Source organism: Dysgonomonas termitidis (genome assembly GCF_054657735.1).
Map to the genome: position 1 here is coordinate 866,788 of NZ_BAAHYD010000003.1, position 15,863 is coordinate 882,650.

Sequence of the window (15,863 nt, forward strand, 5' to 3'; positions counted from 1 at the left end):
GATGAAAAAAATAATATTATATATATTTGCATATATCACTATGCTGTCTTTTCATGCATGTAGTAGCTTTTTGGAAGAGAGTCCTAAATCACAAATTGTCAAAGATACATATTATAGTACGCCCGCTCAGGCTTTGGCTAATGTAAACTTTTTGTACAGAGTTGGGGCACAGGGCAGGATGTCAAATGCCGGTAGTGCCTATGTAGGTCCTAATGCATCCATTGACGGTATGTTGACCGGTTATTTTATCAATTCTTACGAAGGGCAGGAATTAGCATGCAGGTATGCCCGCCTGCTTACACGGAGTACCAGTTTGAGTACACTTTCTAATCTGTTAAACGATATTTGGGATAACTGTTATCTGGCAATAAATGTTTCAAATAGTGCGATTAAGTATATTCCTGATATTCCCGGAATAGATGAAACATACGCAGACAGATTGGTGGCTGAAGCTAAATTCTTCCGGGCTTTTAATTACTATTATCTGGTAAAAACATTTGGAGATGTACCAATGTACGAAGAACCTTATGAATCATATACGGATAATTTGCTATTGGGGCGTACTCCTGTTGCAGATATTTACGCATTGATGGAGGCGGATCTGACTGTAGCTGTTAATACACTCCCGGAAGTTATGTTTGCTATGAACGAACACCGTATTTCGAAATACATTGCAGCAATGACATTAGCAAATGTATATCTGCGTCAGGAGAAATATTCTGATGCTGCTGATGCTGCCCGGATTGTAACGGGTTCTCCTCATAGATTGGAGACTAATGATGATTTAGCATTGGGAAGCGCTTATAATAAGTTACGCAGTATAGATGATCTGGATGAAGTAATTTATGCCCAGGAATATGATGAAAGTATAAGTTCCGGAGGATGGTGGCCAACATATGCTTTCTCTTCTGGAGCTGTATCGGTTTTTGGAACATATTCAATTTTTGAAAGAGTATATGGACCGATTGACAGATTCTTAAATGTATATGAAGCAGACGATTTACGTATTCAGCCTAATCAGTTTTTCCACTGGACATATACTAATCCGAATAACGGGAGGACATGGTCTTCTGAAAGTGCCGGATGCTGGTATTATTATGATGAAAATGCTTTACTGAATTCGGGACGGGCAACTAAGGACTGGAATTTCTTTCGCTATGCTGAAGCTTTGTTAGTTGCTGCTGAAGCTATTGCGGCGAGTCCCGAAGGCGTGACTTCTGAAGCTGCCGGATATCTGGCCGAGATCAAAGCCCGCGCTGACATGAATGGAAAAACAATTGCTCAATACTCTACCGAACTGCAAGCTTTGTCAAATGATGACTTTATTAAAGAATGTTGGACAGAGCGCTTACGCGAATTTCCACTGGAATTTAAAATCTGGGATGATTGCTCACGTACAGGGATGTTTCCTGTAATCTCTGAAACGACTCAAGGTGAAGTTACATATGTTCCTCTGATAGGGGCAACAAACGGCGCAGGTGCCGTATTTAGTAGTTCCGATCTGTTTTGGCCTCTTTCTATAGATGAGTTGCAACGCAATCCAAATCTGGAACAAAACGAAGGTTATCCAACACAATAATCTGTAATTTATCCATATTGTGCCTTAATAAAAAATAATAGCTCATTAATATTTAATGGGCTGTTGTGTTTGGACGGCTTGTATTGGTGTAATATTTTTGCAGAGCGATTATTGAACCAGGAGCCAAATTAAAAGAACCAAATGTATAACACACACGGAACAATTATTATTCCGTGTGTGTTTCTTTTTCTATAATTCAGAGCGGGGGAGCATACTTAGAAATTTGTTTTGCTGAAAAGCCTTGAACCATTCACTTCGAATCCGTACTTATCTTTCGCATATATCTTTATTGTATGAATTCCTATGGATAATTCCGTAGGTAATGATACAGTCCAGATGTGTGGCGATTCCCTTTTTCGTAATGCCCCTTTTCGGCTGAATGAAGCGGGATACCCACCCTTGTTATTCATGTATATGAGACGGCTGACAGACGGCGGAACCATTGATGTTTTATCCATTTCGATCCAGTCTCCAGCATCTATTTGCATCATGACTGTAGTACTATCCGATCCACCGTAAATATTAGCTACCACAAGATTTTTATCCAATTGAGACAGTGCTTCAATATGAGTATCTACTGTATCCTGACCACCAATCCATATATCCATTTGCCTGTCGGCACTCAGTCCTATCCCTTTATAATTGATCTTATAATTATTCTTATCGAAGTCTATTGTAAAATAATTTTTGGGACTTCCACACTGCATCAGTGCTGTAGGAATCCCCAACCAGTCGCGTTCTCCTATCCACCAGTTTCCACATGAAGCTCCCACACCCAGTTCGTGAACGTTAGGTGCAAGTATATGCCGGCTTATCTGATGAGTGTGTCCGGATAATATAAGTACGGTAGGATAGTCTTTCACTAAATCGAGAAAAGCATTCCTGTTGCGAGTGTAGACCATCGGTATATGCTGGCACACTACAACGGTTTTATCTTTTGATACATAGGCAAGATCATTCTTTATAAAACATAGTTGCTCGTCACTGATCAGTCCTGTGTAATCACGCCCCCCTTTCGATGCGACGTTGTTGAGTACGATAAAGTGTACGTTCCCATAATTAAACGCATAATAGCTTGCCCCAAAATAACGGTTAAATACATCATCCTGTCGGTTTGTCCCTCGTACATTTCTATCATGATTTCCCAAGAGCAACCATGAAGGCATAGGAAGGCTTTCTATCATTTGTGTAACTGAGGGCAGAATATCAAGGGTTTCATTTATCTGATCGCCCATAAATATATTGAAATCAATATCTGATCGTTGCAATAGTTCGGATATAACGCTTTGGTTGGCGTAATTGATTTCCTGATAATCTTTCATTTGGATGTCACCGATGGCTCCTACTCTGAATGTCTTTTTTTCGGAGAGTGGAATTAGAGGAATATCGAAATCAAGATTCTCATTTTCTGTCAACGATGTGTCAATATATAAAAAGGCCGTATTTTGTATTTGAGGCTTATTTTTCCTCCAGACACCATATTGGGATGGAATTATAGGAAATATAGACGAGCCAACAGAAGTATTAATTGTATAAGCTCCTGCCTTGTCTGTCAAAACAATTTCTTTTCCGTTCGATACGAGTATATTTTTTACTCCTTTCTCCGAGGCATCCTTAACTCCATTCTTGTTCTTGTCTTCGAAAACAATACCCGACACTTTTACCTGTTGTGCTGCGATAGTAAATGAGAATATCCCGGCGAGGCAAAGAAGTACAATACCTTTTATTTTCATATTATTCAACAATTAAAAAAGTAGGGGCACGATATATTACACACCAATACCCCCACATAGTAACTAAGTAGTGTTCTGCTTTATCAATAATATTATTTATTCATTGTCTTCAATGTATTCCCATATTAAGAGATTTTTACTTTCGTCAATATATATGGCATAACCGGTTCCATCAGACCCAAAAGCAATATTGGTTTTACCTGTTGTCACATTAGGGAACACAAATGGAGATGTCCATGTTTGAGCCTCTTTGTCAATAGTGACAAATGAGGTCGTACTATTAGTTGCTGTGTTATTATAAGTGACAGAAGGAACTCCTTGAGGGTTTAGTGCCAAAGAGAAATATCTCGTATTTGAAGCAAGGTTAACAGGGGTTGCAAACAGACTCCACGAACTGGTACTCGCTGTATATTTGTGAGTAATTAATTTATAACCACTACTCAAACGCTCTAATCCCATTACATATATATTTCCTTGGTTGTCCACATCCATATCAAGGTCATAATAATTAACTTCAGTTGCATCTTCGTGTCGCATTCCTTGGGCTAGTGTAGACCATGCTCCATCTTTATTTACATACACAGATATTGTACCACTTATATTGGCATAATCATTTACAGCCAGATAGAGTATATCCTTTTTCAGTACAGAACGCATATTATAAGAGTTATAACTTCGTCCAGGCATTGTTTGATTAGTTGTCCACGAACCTCCACTATAAGTACTAATGTTCATAAGTCGACGGCCAACAACACCTCCGGCTAAATTATTCATAGAGAAAACATACAGTTTTCCCATAGCATCGAAACAAATACTATTATACTGAACTCTCACATCATTGTAATTACGACCTACTACCACCCAAGAACTTCCATCATAATATTGGACCGTAGCTGTTTGTGGTATAGCGTTGGTGTAGTCTGTATATACTACATATGGGGTTCCGGTCGAGCTGAAAGTGAAATCCATATCAGATGTCTGGCCGTTCGATATAGTGTCGCCAACCATAGACCATGTCTCATTTTCATATTTTAAAAGTACAGCTTTCCGGTAACTTGTATTCGTATTATTTTTAATACCCATAACATATGGAACATTATCTACGGGATTAACCTTTAGAATGGCATCCATTAATTGAAACTCTGAGAAACGGACTTTTTTAATCCACTCGATAGGTCTTTTTATCCGTACAGTATATTTCCTGTTATTCAGACTGGTATTAGTCAAGACGAAATCGACAGGTACTGAAAAGTCATTTGCTGTTTGCTGACTTACCTGAACTGTACCTTTAACCGTTACGGCAGGATTATCTTCTGAGGTTGTAAAACGAGCTATCAAACTTGATTTATCTATTTTAGATGGAATTTTCATCTCAATATCGCTACCAACTATAGGACCATCTACCACATAATCTTTATCCAAAACACCTTCATTGTCTTCGACATAGAAACCAAAAGAAACCAACTTGGCCCCAACTATATCGGGTGCTGAAACGGATTTATCCTCTTCGCTACACGCCGAAAATAATAGCACAGCTATAAGAGGATAGCACAGATTTTTTATTAATTGTTTCATAAAATTCTTATTTTATGGATGAATAACTTTCTTTATTTACTTTTATTTCCAGTCTTATCATATCCCTTAGGATAAAGAACGGCTTTCACCATTAACCTGTCTTTATACATTTTACTCTCTGCAAATGAAGCTATATCTTTTGCCGTAATGCTATTTACGATATCATTATAATCGGATACATAATTCCAATCAGTTTCGTTATTGAAAATAGTATTTCGTATGAAGCTACTCCAGAATGAGCTTTTCTGCACATCGAGACTCATTTCTTTTATCAGGTTCATTTTTATATCTGCCAGTTCCGAATCGAAAGACTCCGGATTATTGATCATCATTTCTATTTCTTTCAATGTCCGATCCAACAGTTTTTCTACATTTTCGGGTGCAGTCGTAAACCCTATTGTCTGACGGCTCAATGGTTCGGGAGCTATTGCCGATCCGGCCGATACACTCACACTATATACCATTCCCATTTCTTCTCTTAATGATTTCAGCAACTTAGTTCTTATTACAGCCTTCAATATGCCATTTTTCAGATTTTCCAATCTCAAACTTCCATCTACTCTGTTCTGCTGAAATACAAGGTTTACAATTGCCCGCGGCGACTCACCATCGTTGCGTTCAAATACGATATACTGATCCACTCTTGCCGGCCGTTTGTACTGGTATGATGTGCTTGGCTCTCCACCAGGCAACGCAGCTAAATATTGGGTTATATAGGGTGTAACAGCTTCCAGATCGCAGTCGCCGATAATAACAAAAGTAAAGTCTTTGGCGCCGCCAAAAGAATGATTGTATATAGGAATAAGTGCCTCAAGTTTCAATTCATTTTCTAAGATAGTATCACTAACTTCCCGGTTAGTATAATCTTTGCCTTGAAGAATATATGACAAATCCTCATAGAACTTTCCACTTTCTACCTTATTGGCCGTACGATAAGATTCTATTGCATTTTTCTTTATCTGTTCATACATAGTTGTATCAATACGCGGATACATCCATTTCAGATATAATAATTGGAATTGGGTCTCAAGATCCTCATTGTTTGATGAACCTCCCATTCCGACACGCGAGTTATCGATTAAGAAAAGCATCTTAGCTGTATTGCCTGTCAGATAATGAGCCAATTCGTCACGAGACATATTTCCTGCTCCACTAAGTCCAATCACGTTTTTGGCATATAGCCCGTTTACAAAATCAAGCGAATCGAGCGTATATAAGCCTCCTTTACGGAATCCCGACAAGGTGATCTTATCCTTGTCTATGTCGGTCGACTTAAATACAACTTTGGCCCCATTGGACAGCGACAGTATATGGGCGTTTATTTCTTTGATATATTGCTTATCTACAATTGATCCGGGTTTGGGCAATGATGCCAATAACTGATCCGGGATATTCACTGTCTTCTTATATGGAGCAATATTTTCTTTGCTTATTTTAGAGAAAACAGATTTAATGTTGTCGTCGGACGGAAGTTCCTCTGCAACTTTATCGAAAGCCGAAAGAATGAAGTGAGTTTTTGACCAGTCGGCTGTCTTATGCAAATACTTGGTAAGAGATGTAGAGTCTATTTTTGAGATGTATTTCTTTGCCAAATTATACTCTTCCTCCTGCGTCACAACCTTATTGCCTACATAGAAGTCAGAATATATTTCATTCATCAAATTGATTGAAGGTACAGGACGCTCCGATTCAGCATTTCTCTTTAAAGAAGCCAGATAGCTTTTCTTCACCTTTTCTATTTCAAGAGGAATAAATCCGTATCTATATATCTGTTCTATTTCCCGGGCAAAAGTATTGATACCATCGTCAATCTTAGTTGGCGTGAGTTCTACCGATGTCAATAATATGCTTTTTGTATTCAGAAAACTCAAAACACTAATATTTGCTTTCTTGTAGGATGGATCATTGAATGATAAAGAAGTCATTCGTTCGTTAAACAACCTGTTGAGTATAACACGTTCTAAATAAGCCGGATATTCCTTTTCGGATTGAACGGGTGACAGTGTAGGTAATAACTGAACAGCTACAAGTTCCACTTTATCTAATGACTCGTGGATAACACTTTTGACTGCCATATCCTTATAACTATCAATAGCATATGTCGGAGCTTTCTTCTTTTTCGGTGTTGTTTTTAGTTCTCCGAATTTTTCTTTAATCATACGTTCTATCTCGGTCGGATTAATGTCTCCTACCACGGCGACAGCCATCAACGATGGATTATACCACTGTTGGTAATAGTCTTTAATATCCTTGTGTGAAAAATTTTGAATAACAGCAGTGTCACCAATCACAATACGATCCGAGAAGCGAGATTTATTCAGTAGTTCATACAACAGCGCATTCTGAGCGTCTTGTTTTGGCCCGGTCTTAGACAGCCATTCCGACATGATTACGCCTCTTTCTTTTTCTATCTGAAGACTATCTAGAGACAGTCTGCCTGCCCAATCGGACAAAATAGTCATAGTAGAATCCACAACTAAGGGATTATTCGAAGGCAACTGCAATTTATATACAGTTTCGTTGAAAGAAGTATGTGCATTCAGGTCCTTTCCGAACTTAGCTCCTTTCGACTCAAGAAACCTGACAATACCATCGTCCGGAAAATGTGCCGTACCATTGAATGCCATATGTTCGAGAAAGTGAGCGAGTCCTTTCTGTGAATCCTCTTCGAAAACTGAACCGGATTTGATGAAGAGCCGATATACAGCTTCTCCTTTAGGCGTTTGATTCGGGTATATATAATATGTCAACCCATTATCTAAACGCCCTTTTATCAAAGTCGGATTTTGTTTCAGTTTTTGCCCCGAAACTGAGGTTGAAAATAACATTATGGCCAGCCCCAATAGTATATGCTTTATATAAAATTCCATTCTGTTATTCCGCCTTTTTCTTTTCTATTACAATTTCTTTATACTTCTGATCGGGGCCAGGATATCCTAAAGTGAAGCCCGCACTATTACTTAATAACCTGATAGTAAGTGTCGTGTTTTTAGTGCCATCCAATGTGTCACTTATTATGTTGTTATCTTCATCACGAACACATGTTCTTAGCCATTTGATCCGTATTGCCAAATCATAGATGCCGGGAAGGAAAGACTGAGTCTCACCTTCTGTCAGGATTTGATAATCTACACCTTCAACAAGCCCGTTGCCGGCGATTATTTCATACTTAACGATTACACTTTGTGATTGTGCCTGTGCATTCATGTATAACATATATTCCCCAACAAATTCCTGATCGGTATTGATCGGGCCTGCACTCGATGAGTTGATAGGTTCGACAGAGATAAATGGAGTATCGAAGACAATATTTTCGTCTTTACCACATGACGAAAATAGTACTGCAAATATGAATACCGGTATTATATATATTCTTTTCATAATCAAAACTTATTTTATCAGTTTACTGTAGGATTACCCACCATATCAGGATTAATATCCAATTCTCGCTGGGGAATCGGTTTTAGAAACAAGTCGTTAGGGTAAGTTAGTTTCTGTATCGATGATGATGTTGTTATACTACGTACCATATCCTGTTTTCTGCGAGTTATATCATATAGTTGGTGCCCTTCAAAACAGAGTTCTTTTGCACGTTCATTTTCTATGATTCTTTTCAATTCGGTTTTGTTTGTTTCCGTAACAGTTACATCTGCAACATCTTTATTCAGAGCTCTGGCAATTATTGCTTTCACATCCGCAGCGGCATTTGACAAATCATCTTTATTCAGATAAGCTTCGGCTCTGTTCAGATACATTTCCGAACTTCTTAAAATAATAGGATTAAAATGTTCGTAAGTAGGATCGTTATCCGTAACATTAAACTTATTTGTAACATAATACACACTGCTACCCGAAGTAACTTTTTCTATAATAGAATTATATCTGATATCACTGGACTGGGTGTCGGGGCTGAATAAGCTGAGCAACAGATTGTCTACTGTCGCCGATGGAACTACTGGTGTTACCATGCCGCCTGTCTCGGTCTTGTATGTGAGATTGAAAAGTGTTTGCAACGTTTTTCCCTGGTTTTTGGAACCATTGAAACGAAATACTACTTCAGTCTCTTTATTGTCCAATTGTCTATACATCGCTACATAATCGCTACCTTTAACTAGAGGTACTCTGTCTATTACATATCCTGCATATTTGATTGTGTTTTCCCAGTCTTCCATATATAGATATACACGAGACAGCAATCCATAAACGGCCTCTTTAGTCACTGTATATTTGGTTTTTGCATCTGTTCCAATACTTGAACTTCCAAACAGAACTTCAGCATCTTTCAAATCTTTGATAATCTGAGCATAAACATCTTTTACGGAATTTCGAGCCGGCTTGTGGTCGAAATTAGGAGCTATCAGTTCGATAGGTACTCCTAAATGACTTGCATCGGAAGTATAATTATAAGGTTGCCCATATATTTTACATAATTCGAAATGAGACAAGGCTCGTAAAAACAATGCCTGAGCTTTTATACTTTCCAACTCCGTTTTACTATCGGGATATTTACCGAGAAGAGCAGGTTGATACTCTATAATATTGTTTATATTGACAAGAGCTTCATATAATGTTCCCCAATATCCGGCACCTAAATCTTCTATCTCATAATTGTATAGCGCTAATGAAGCCGGAGATGCCGTTGTTGATAATGAAACCATGTTTGCTGCAAGATCCGGATAAGCGTAATAGATCCCGCTGTAAAACCTGAACATCGTGTAGTATGATCCGGCCATAGCACTTCGTATACCTTTCATATCCGAAAAGGCCGTAGGTGTAACTGTTTTGCCGGTGGGGGTTACTTCCAGAAAGTCGCTACAAGAAGATAATGCAACAGCCAGAAATAGTAACAATTCCGATAATTTAATCTTTATTTTAAAATTTTTCATAATGATCATCTGTTTTCGTTTGTTTTTAGAATGTTGCATTTAATCCTATCGTTACAGAGGATTCCATTGGGTAACCACTCATCGATTGGCGGTACGAGTTACGATCCGATTTATCATATGGTGTCCATATCGCTATATTGTCCAAAGCAAGTAGAACACTTGCATTGGCGATACCGACAGATCTCACATAGCTTTTCGGTATATTGTAGCCCAAAGCTATATTCTTCAACCGCAGGTGTGTCTTGTTAAATAAGAAACGAGTAGATGTTCGGGATGAACCGTTCGATATGCCCCATATTGGCTTGGGAGAGATAGCCAAGTCACCGGGCCTTTGCCATCTATCCAGCTGATTTACAGATTGGTTTTGCGACATTATCTGATATCCGTCCGAAGTGGTGTTGTTACTGCTGAAAGAGCTGAACCCATATCCACCTATCATATAAGTCATTAATACATTCAGACTAAAGTCTTTGTAACGGAATTCGTTAGACATGCCACCTTCCCATGTAGGTACCGATGTTTTATAAGGTACGGCATAGCTTGTACTATATACATTTGTAATATTTCCTTTATCATCATACCAAAGAGGTTCTCCATTGCGTGGATTTACCCCCGCCCAACGCACAAGGTTCCATCTATTCTTATCTCCACCTACTTCCCAAACCTTATTTGTAGAACCCAATCTGGGAGCTTCCAATTCTAGTATTTTATTTTTCGTATGCGACATATTCAGCGTTGTAACCCAATCAAAATCTTTTGCTTTCAGGTTTATAGACTCTATTGTTATCTCTATTCCGCGGTTTTGCATACTACCCACATTGGCATCAATTGCAGTGGCACCGGTGGTCATAGATATGGCATGGTTGCTGAGCATATCTTCCGTTTTCTTATTGTACACTTCCACTTCCACATCCCATCTGTCCAAAAAACGTACTCTCAAACCAATATTAGTCATATAAGATGTTTCCCAGCTTAGCTTTTTATTCTGAATAGAACTCATTACCGAAGCCGGATCTCCATTGTAACTGCTGCCATAATCATAGAGTCCTTTGGCCTGCATACTTCCGAGACGAGAATTTCCCGAGGTTCCGTAAGATGCTTTCAACTTCAATACATCGATCTTGTCGATATTGAAGAACGATTCGTTATGAATATTCCACGATGCCCCTAACGATCCGAATTGAGCCCATTGTACATCTTCCCCGAAGTCGGAGTTACCATCGCGCCGAGTATTCAATGTCAGATAATACCGTCTGTCGAATGAATAACTGGCTTGTCCGAAATATGAAAGAACATGATTGATAACCTCACCGCTCGACCCGATACGATTTACCGCATAGGTTATTTCTTTGATGTGGTCGTTGGCGAATGTATTTCCAGTTGCCTGAGTATACCTTCTCTCATCCGAAGAAGCTTCGAATCCGGCAAGCGCACCCACTGTGTGTTTACCGAAAGTCCTGTTATAATTGAGACGTACAACAGAGTTCCATAAGAATGTGTTAGAACTTGATCGTGTAGCATATCCCAGCTCATTGGCATTGGAGTCTCTTCCCGACCAGTTGCTCATAGCTCCGTATGTGTTTTCTTGTGTACTTTTATAGTCAACCCCAAATTGTCCGGTAAGGTTCAGACCTTCTAGTATGTCATAGCTTAAAGACAGGTTTGCCATACCGGCAAATGTACGTTGCCTGTTGTCATTCTCATCGCGTTCGGCCAAGGAATTGAAAAATTTATTTGATTTTTCAGATGGATTCCCTGCTGCGTCTTTTTCTATATACGAATAATACATACGATAAGTACCATCTTCGTTATATGGTGATATAATCGGCAAAAAGGCATAATAATCTGTTCCCGGAGAGAATATATTACTTACGTTATAAGAAAATGATGACCTGACAGAAAATGTCAGTTTTTTCAGAATCTCCACATCTGTATTTGTTCTTAACGAAAACCGTTGCTGGTCATTTCCTTTGGTCGCATATTCCTTCTGATAATAAGATGCTGAAACATAATTCTGCATTTTTTCGCTACCTCCGGTATAAGATACATTGACCTCGGCGGTATTTCCTGTCCCGAAATATTTGTCATACCAATCGGTGTTGTTACGGCTGTACATATTATTTTCGACATTCTGATATGGGAAAAAGGTCATATCGGGATCAGTTGCTGCATACCTGTTCATATACGATTCTTTGGCAAGAGTCATGTAGTCCTGAGCATTAAGCACCTTGAATCGTGTGCTTTCGTTTATTTTATCGAGGCTATATTTTACCGATGCACGAATCTGAGGATTAGAAATCTTTCCTTTTTTGGTGGTGATTAATATAACACCGTTCGAACCGTCGGCACCATACAGTGCAATAGTAGAAGGGTCTTTAAGTACCGTAAAGCTTTCTATATCATTTGGGTCGAGATAAGACAATGGACTTAGGGTCGAATTTACACCATAAGCCATATTAGTCCGTTCGCCTGAATATATACGGGTTCCATCGACAATCCAAATAGGTTCGGAACTAGCACCTAACGAGCCCTCGCCACGTATACGGGTCGATAAGCGCGGTCTTACGCTTCCTTCGCTATCGGAATTATAGCCGATTGCTAACCCCGGAACTAAACCTTCCAGTAGATTATCAATCCGTGCCGAAGGTAAATTCTGGATATCTTTTGCTGCAACTTGATATGCGCTACCTACCATGTCCGAACGCTTTTGGGCAAGTCCATAACCGGCTTCAATAACTACATCGCCTAATCCTATCGATGAGAGATTCATCTGTGCATTAAGTATATCTCCTTTGCTAACTGTCATTTCCAGTTGTTCCATTCCCACATAGCTAAAAACTAAGGTTTGCGTTCCGTCGGCAGGAATAGATATCTGATAGTTTCCATCAGTATCAGAGAAAGTTGCAGTCTTGTTATTTCCTTTCAACTTTACTGTAACACCTATCAATGGATAGTTGCTTTCGTCAAAAACCTTTCCTTTTATAACTCGGGTCGAAGGTCTTTGTTGAGGATTTCCACTATTACTCTTGGATGAACTAACTACAATGACATTATCATCAATTGTATAGGTTAGACCAACCGGTGTCAGTAGCTCGTTAAGCACTTGTGTTAAGGGTTTATTGTTAGCGTCTACATTTACAGCCTTTTTTCCCTGAACGACTTCACTTTTGTAGAGGAATATATAATTAGTTGCTTTTTCCAACTCATGAAAAACCTCTTCTATTGTCGCATTCTTCACATTTAAAGACACTCTTACTGTCTGAGAATAGGCACTTGCACATATGTGAAAAGTCCCTATTAGCATGAAAACAAGGAATGTATTAAAACGCAATCTAATTTTATGATGCCGATTTTGTTTCATAAATACAATTTGTAATGAATTAATAAATATTTATTTATTGCTTTTTTGATATTGTGATTGTGTTGTCTGTCAACTCAAATTTTAGTCCTCCGGTCTTTTCAAACTTTCTCAGTATATCCTCCGGATGTGTATACATTCTTACCTTACCGCTGTATACTATTTTCTTCACATTGGGATCATCATCTGCGTACCGGATGTCGACACCGTACCACCTGCTCAGGCTTCTCATTACATCGTCTAATGGTGTGCGGTCGAAATAGAACATATTATCTACCCATGCTACAATAGGCTCGGTATCTATTTCTTTTATATCCAGCGCTTCAGTCTTTTTATTCAATACAACCTGTTCTCCGGGTTGTATCGATTTCAGTTCTTTATCGGTCGATAGTTCGATTTTACCTTCCAGCAGTGTTGTATAGCTATTGCTCTCGTTGTCATAAGATTTTACATTGAATTTTGTACCCAGTACTCGTATCGACATATTGTTTGTGTTCACTATAAATGGTTTCCCATCTGCCTTCACTACATCGAAGAAGGCTTCTCCTTTTAGTTTTACAACTCTTTCGCTTGCCAGAAAATGATCAGGAAATTCAAGTGTTGATCCCGAATTCAAATTTACCTTAGTCCCATCAGGCAATATTACTTTATATGTTCCTTTGTATGGTACCTCTATTATATTATTACCATTCGATCTTTTCTTGGCGGATTTTTCATATTCTGTTATCGTAAGTATTCCTTTTTCATTGTGAACAGATAAATCATTGAGATATGCTATTGATGATATTGTATCGAGGCTTACAATATTTCCGTCCGATGTTTTCAGCACCGTTTTTCCACTACCTATCAAATCTGCGTTGTACTTTGACCCTCTTGTTTGAATATAGATAAGGGGAATCGCGATAGCAAGTATGGCTACAATACTGGCAACCCTTAGGGCTAACGTCAACCTACGTCGTAATCTTACGGGTCTGGTTACCTTTTCATACGCTGGTTGCGTATTGAATGAATTTATTATTGATAGTTGAGCACTTATTTTTTCTTTATCGCACAATTCATCGTGTAAGGTTTTAATTTCAGAAGACCCATTCATCAGATCTTCTATTTCCTTCTGCTTCTTTTCATCAATATCCTCTTTCCTCAAATAAGAGAAAAGGAGAGAGGCAAACTTAAATGGATTTATTTCCATATATCAATTGTTTAATGTTCAATTCAACCTTAATAGAAAGCAATATTCATTAAGAAATAGAGCTAACAGATATAAGCTATATTGATTAATACAATTAAAAGATGTAAAAGGATTAGATAAAGCAGGAGTGGTCGGAAGAAATATCTTCCGACTATTTTTTTATATAATCATTTGATATTAAGCTGATTATGTTTGTTTTTATCACATAGTTTTATTATCTTTAAGTATTGATAATCATATATTTATGGCAATATTTAAAGATCATAGGATTGGAATAAATCAACTATTGGGAGTTATTCCAGAGGCACTTTTAAGTCATTTATCCGAAAATACAAAAGTTGACTATTATTCAAAAGTTCTGCATGGCAAGAAATTGTTTTACCTTTTGATGTATGGCATTTTAGAGAATGACAGATTAAGTCAGCGAACCTTAGAGGATACCTTTAATGATCCAGTCTTCAAGATGCTTTTTAACTTAGACAAATCAGAGAGTGTTCGCCGAAGTTCCATATCAGAACGGCTTTCTAAGATTGATGCGGACTTCTTCAAACAAATATATGAATGTATTTATGAACAATTCTCAGCAGCCTATTCATCGACAGAAAAAGAGGAATATAATCTGATACGAGTTGATTCTTCAATGGTAAGTGAAGCTTGTAGCAAACTCTTAGAAGAAGGTATTGACCATAAAAACGGAAAGAAGTCAGTTAAGTATAGCATTGCTTTTGATGGCATTTTACCTTGTGATGTTAAGATATTTACAGACTCCAAATACTCTGGCGAAGAAACAGCTTTACCTGAGGTTATAAGAAGTCATGTGAAACAAGAAACCGGACATCACAATATTTACATTTTGGACAGAGGATTGCAGTCAGCTAGAACCATGAAAGATTTTTCCGGAGAATCTATCCCTTTTATAATAAGAGCAAAAGAGAATCGAAAACATGTTGAACTAAAATCCTTGAAAAGCGATGATATTGATCTAGACTTGGGTAGTTTGATGCTTTTGAAAGATAGTGAAGTTTATTTATATACCGGTAAGCCTATTAATAATAAACGAGGTAATATCCATTACAAAGAAGAGCTGGTAGAAGTACCTTTTCGCTTAATTGTAGCACAAAGCAAAGATGATCCTGATAAAGAATTTTGGTTTATCACCAATGTGCTTAACTTATCAGCCAAAGATATTACGGACGCTTACAGGCGAAGGTGGGATATCGAAGTATTCTTCCGATTTATAAAGCAGGAACTAAATGTGAGTACTCTTGTGTCACTCAATAAAAATGGAATAAAAGTTATCCTATATATGACTTTGATTGTGGCTATACTTATCTTGATATATAAACAGGCTAATAAACTTGGATATAAAACTGCTAAAAGAAGATTTTCCATGGAATTGAGAAACCTGATTATATCTATGATTGTTGTGCAGTGTGGTGGTGATCCTTCTATTTTCTTCAAAACGTAGAAAACAAAAAGTGATCGGAATTTCTTCCGACCACTCCTGTTAGATAAAGTGCCTTTTTTAACATTAAACAAAAAT

At 38.0% G+C, this 15,863-nt stretch carries 9 protein-coding genes; 2 read left to right on the top strand and 7 right to left on the bottom strand.

Annotated features, from left to right (window positions below):
• Position 1: 1 nt before the first annotated feature.
• On the top strand, positions 2–1,579 hold the full coding sequence (locus tag ACYQ3L_RS24685) for a RagB/SusD family nutrient uptake outer membrane protein (protein WP_379993603.1): 1,578 nt from the start codon (positions 2–4) through the stop codon (positions 1,577–1,579).
• Between the two features lie 215 nt (positions 1,580–1,794).
• On the opposite strand, the gene ACYQ3L_RS24690 is transcribed toward ACYQ3L_RS24685, so the two are convergent.
• From ACYQ3L_RS24690 to ACYQ3L_RS24720, 7 genes are all read right to left on the bottom strand, one after another.
• Entirely contained in the window at positions 1,795–3,312 is a 1,518-nt protein-coding gene (locus tag ACYQ3L_RS24690; RefSeq protein ID WP_379993602.1) for a calcineurin-like phosphoesterase C-terminal domain-containing protein, read from the bottom strand.
• A gap of 96 nt (positions 3,313–3,408) precedes the next feature.
• A complete protein-coding gene (locus ACYQ3L_RS24695; protein ID WP_379993601.1) occupies positions 3,409–4,887 on the bottom strand; it encodes a hypothetical protein in 1,479 nt (492 codons plus the stop codon).
• Positions 4,888–4,919: 32 nt separating this feature from the next.
• On the bottom strand, positions 4,920–7,757 hold the full coding sequence (locus ACYQ3L_RS24700; protein ID WP_379993600.1) for a M16 family metallopeptidase: 2,838 nt from the start codon (positions 7,755–7,757) through the stop codon (positions 4,920–4,922).
• Positions 7,758–7,761: 4 nt separating this feature from the next.
• Entirely contained in the window at positions 7,762–8,268 is a 507-nt protein-coding gene (locus ACYQ3L_RS24705) for a hypothetical protein (protein WP_379993599.1), read from the bottom strand.
• 17 nt (positions 8,269–8,285) lie between these two features.
• Positions 8,286–9,773 (bottom strand): RagB/SusD family nutrient uptake outer membrane protein, encoded by a 1,488-nt coding sequence (locus ACYQ3L_RS24710; protein WP_379993598.1) that lies wholly within the window; start codon positions 9,771–9,773, stop codon positions 8,286–8,288.
• A 25-nt stretch (positions 9,774–9,798) separates the two neighbouring features.
• Entirely contained in the window at positions 9,799–13,011 is a 3,213-nt protein-coding gene (locus ACYQ3L_RS24715; protein WP_379993597.1) for a SusC/RagA family TonB-linked outer membrane protein, read from the bottom strand.
• 157 nt (positions 13,012–13,168) lie between these two features.
• Positions 13,169–14,320: a FecR family protein gene (locus ACYQ3L_RS24720; protein WP_379993596.1), complete on the bottom strand. Its 1,152-nt coding sequence runs from the start codon at positions 14,318–14,320 to the stop codon at positions 13,169–13,171.
• A gap of 244 nt (positions 14,321–14,564) precedes the next feature.
• Between ACYQ3L_RS24720 and ACYQ3L_RS24725 the strand changes: the two genes are divergently transcribed.
• A complete protein-coding gene (locus ACYQ3L_RS24725) occupies positions 14,565–15,788 on the top strand; it encodes an IS4 family transposase (RefSeq protein ID WP_459952373.1) in 1,224 nt (407 codons plus the stop codon).
• The last annotated feature ends 75 nt before the right edge of the window (positions 15,789–15,863 follow it).

Excerpts from the sequence above, each read along its gene's own strand:
- ACYQ3L_RS24685 (WP_379993603.1), top strand. The coding sequence starts at position 2 with ATGAAAAAAATAATATTATATATATTTGCATATATCACTATGCTGTCT.
- ACYQ3L_RS24690 (WP_379993602.1), bottom strand. The coding sequence starts at position 3,312 with ATGAAAATAAAAGGTATTGTACTTCTTTGCCTCGCCGGGATATTCTCA.
- ACYQ3L_RS24695 (WP_379993601.1), bottom strand. The coding sequence starts at position 4,887 with ATGAAACAATTAATAAAAAATCTGTGCTATCCTCTTATAGCTGTGCTA.
- ACYQ3L_RS24700 (WP_379993600.1), bottom strand. The coding sequence starts at position 7,757 with ATGGAATTTTATATAAAGCATATACTATTGGGGCTGGCCATAATGTTA.
- ACYQ3L_RS24705 (WP_379993599.1), bottom strand. The coding sequence starts at position 8,268 with ATGAAAAGAATATATATAATACCGGTATTCATATTTGCAGTACTATTT.
- ACYQ3L_RS24710 (WP_379993598.1), bottom strand. The coding sequence starts at position 9,773 with ATGAAAAATTTTAAAATAAAGATTAAATTATCGGAATTGTTACTATTT.
- ACYQ3L_RS24720 (WP_379993596.1), bottom strand. The coding sequence starts at position 14,320 with ATGGAAATAAATCCATTTAAGTTTGCCTCTCTCCTTTTCTCTTATTTG.
- ACYQ3L_RS24725 (WP_459952373.1), top strand. The coding sequence starts at position 14,565 with ATGGCAATATTTAAAGATCATAGGATTGGAATAAATCAACTATTGGGA.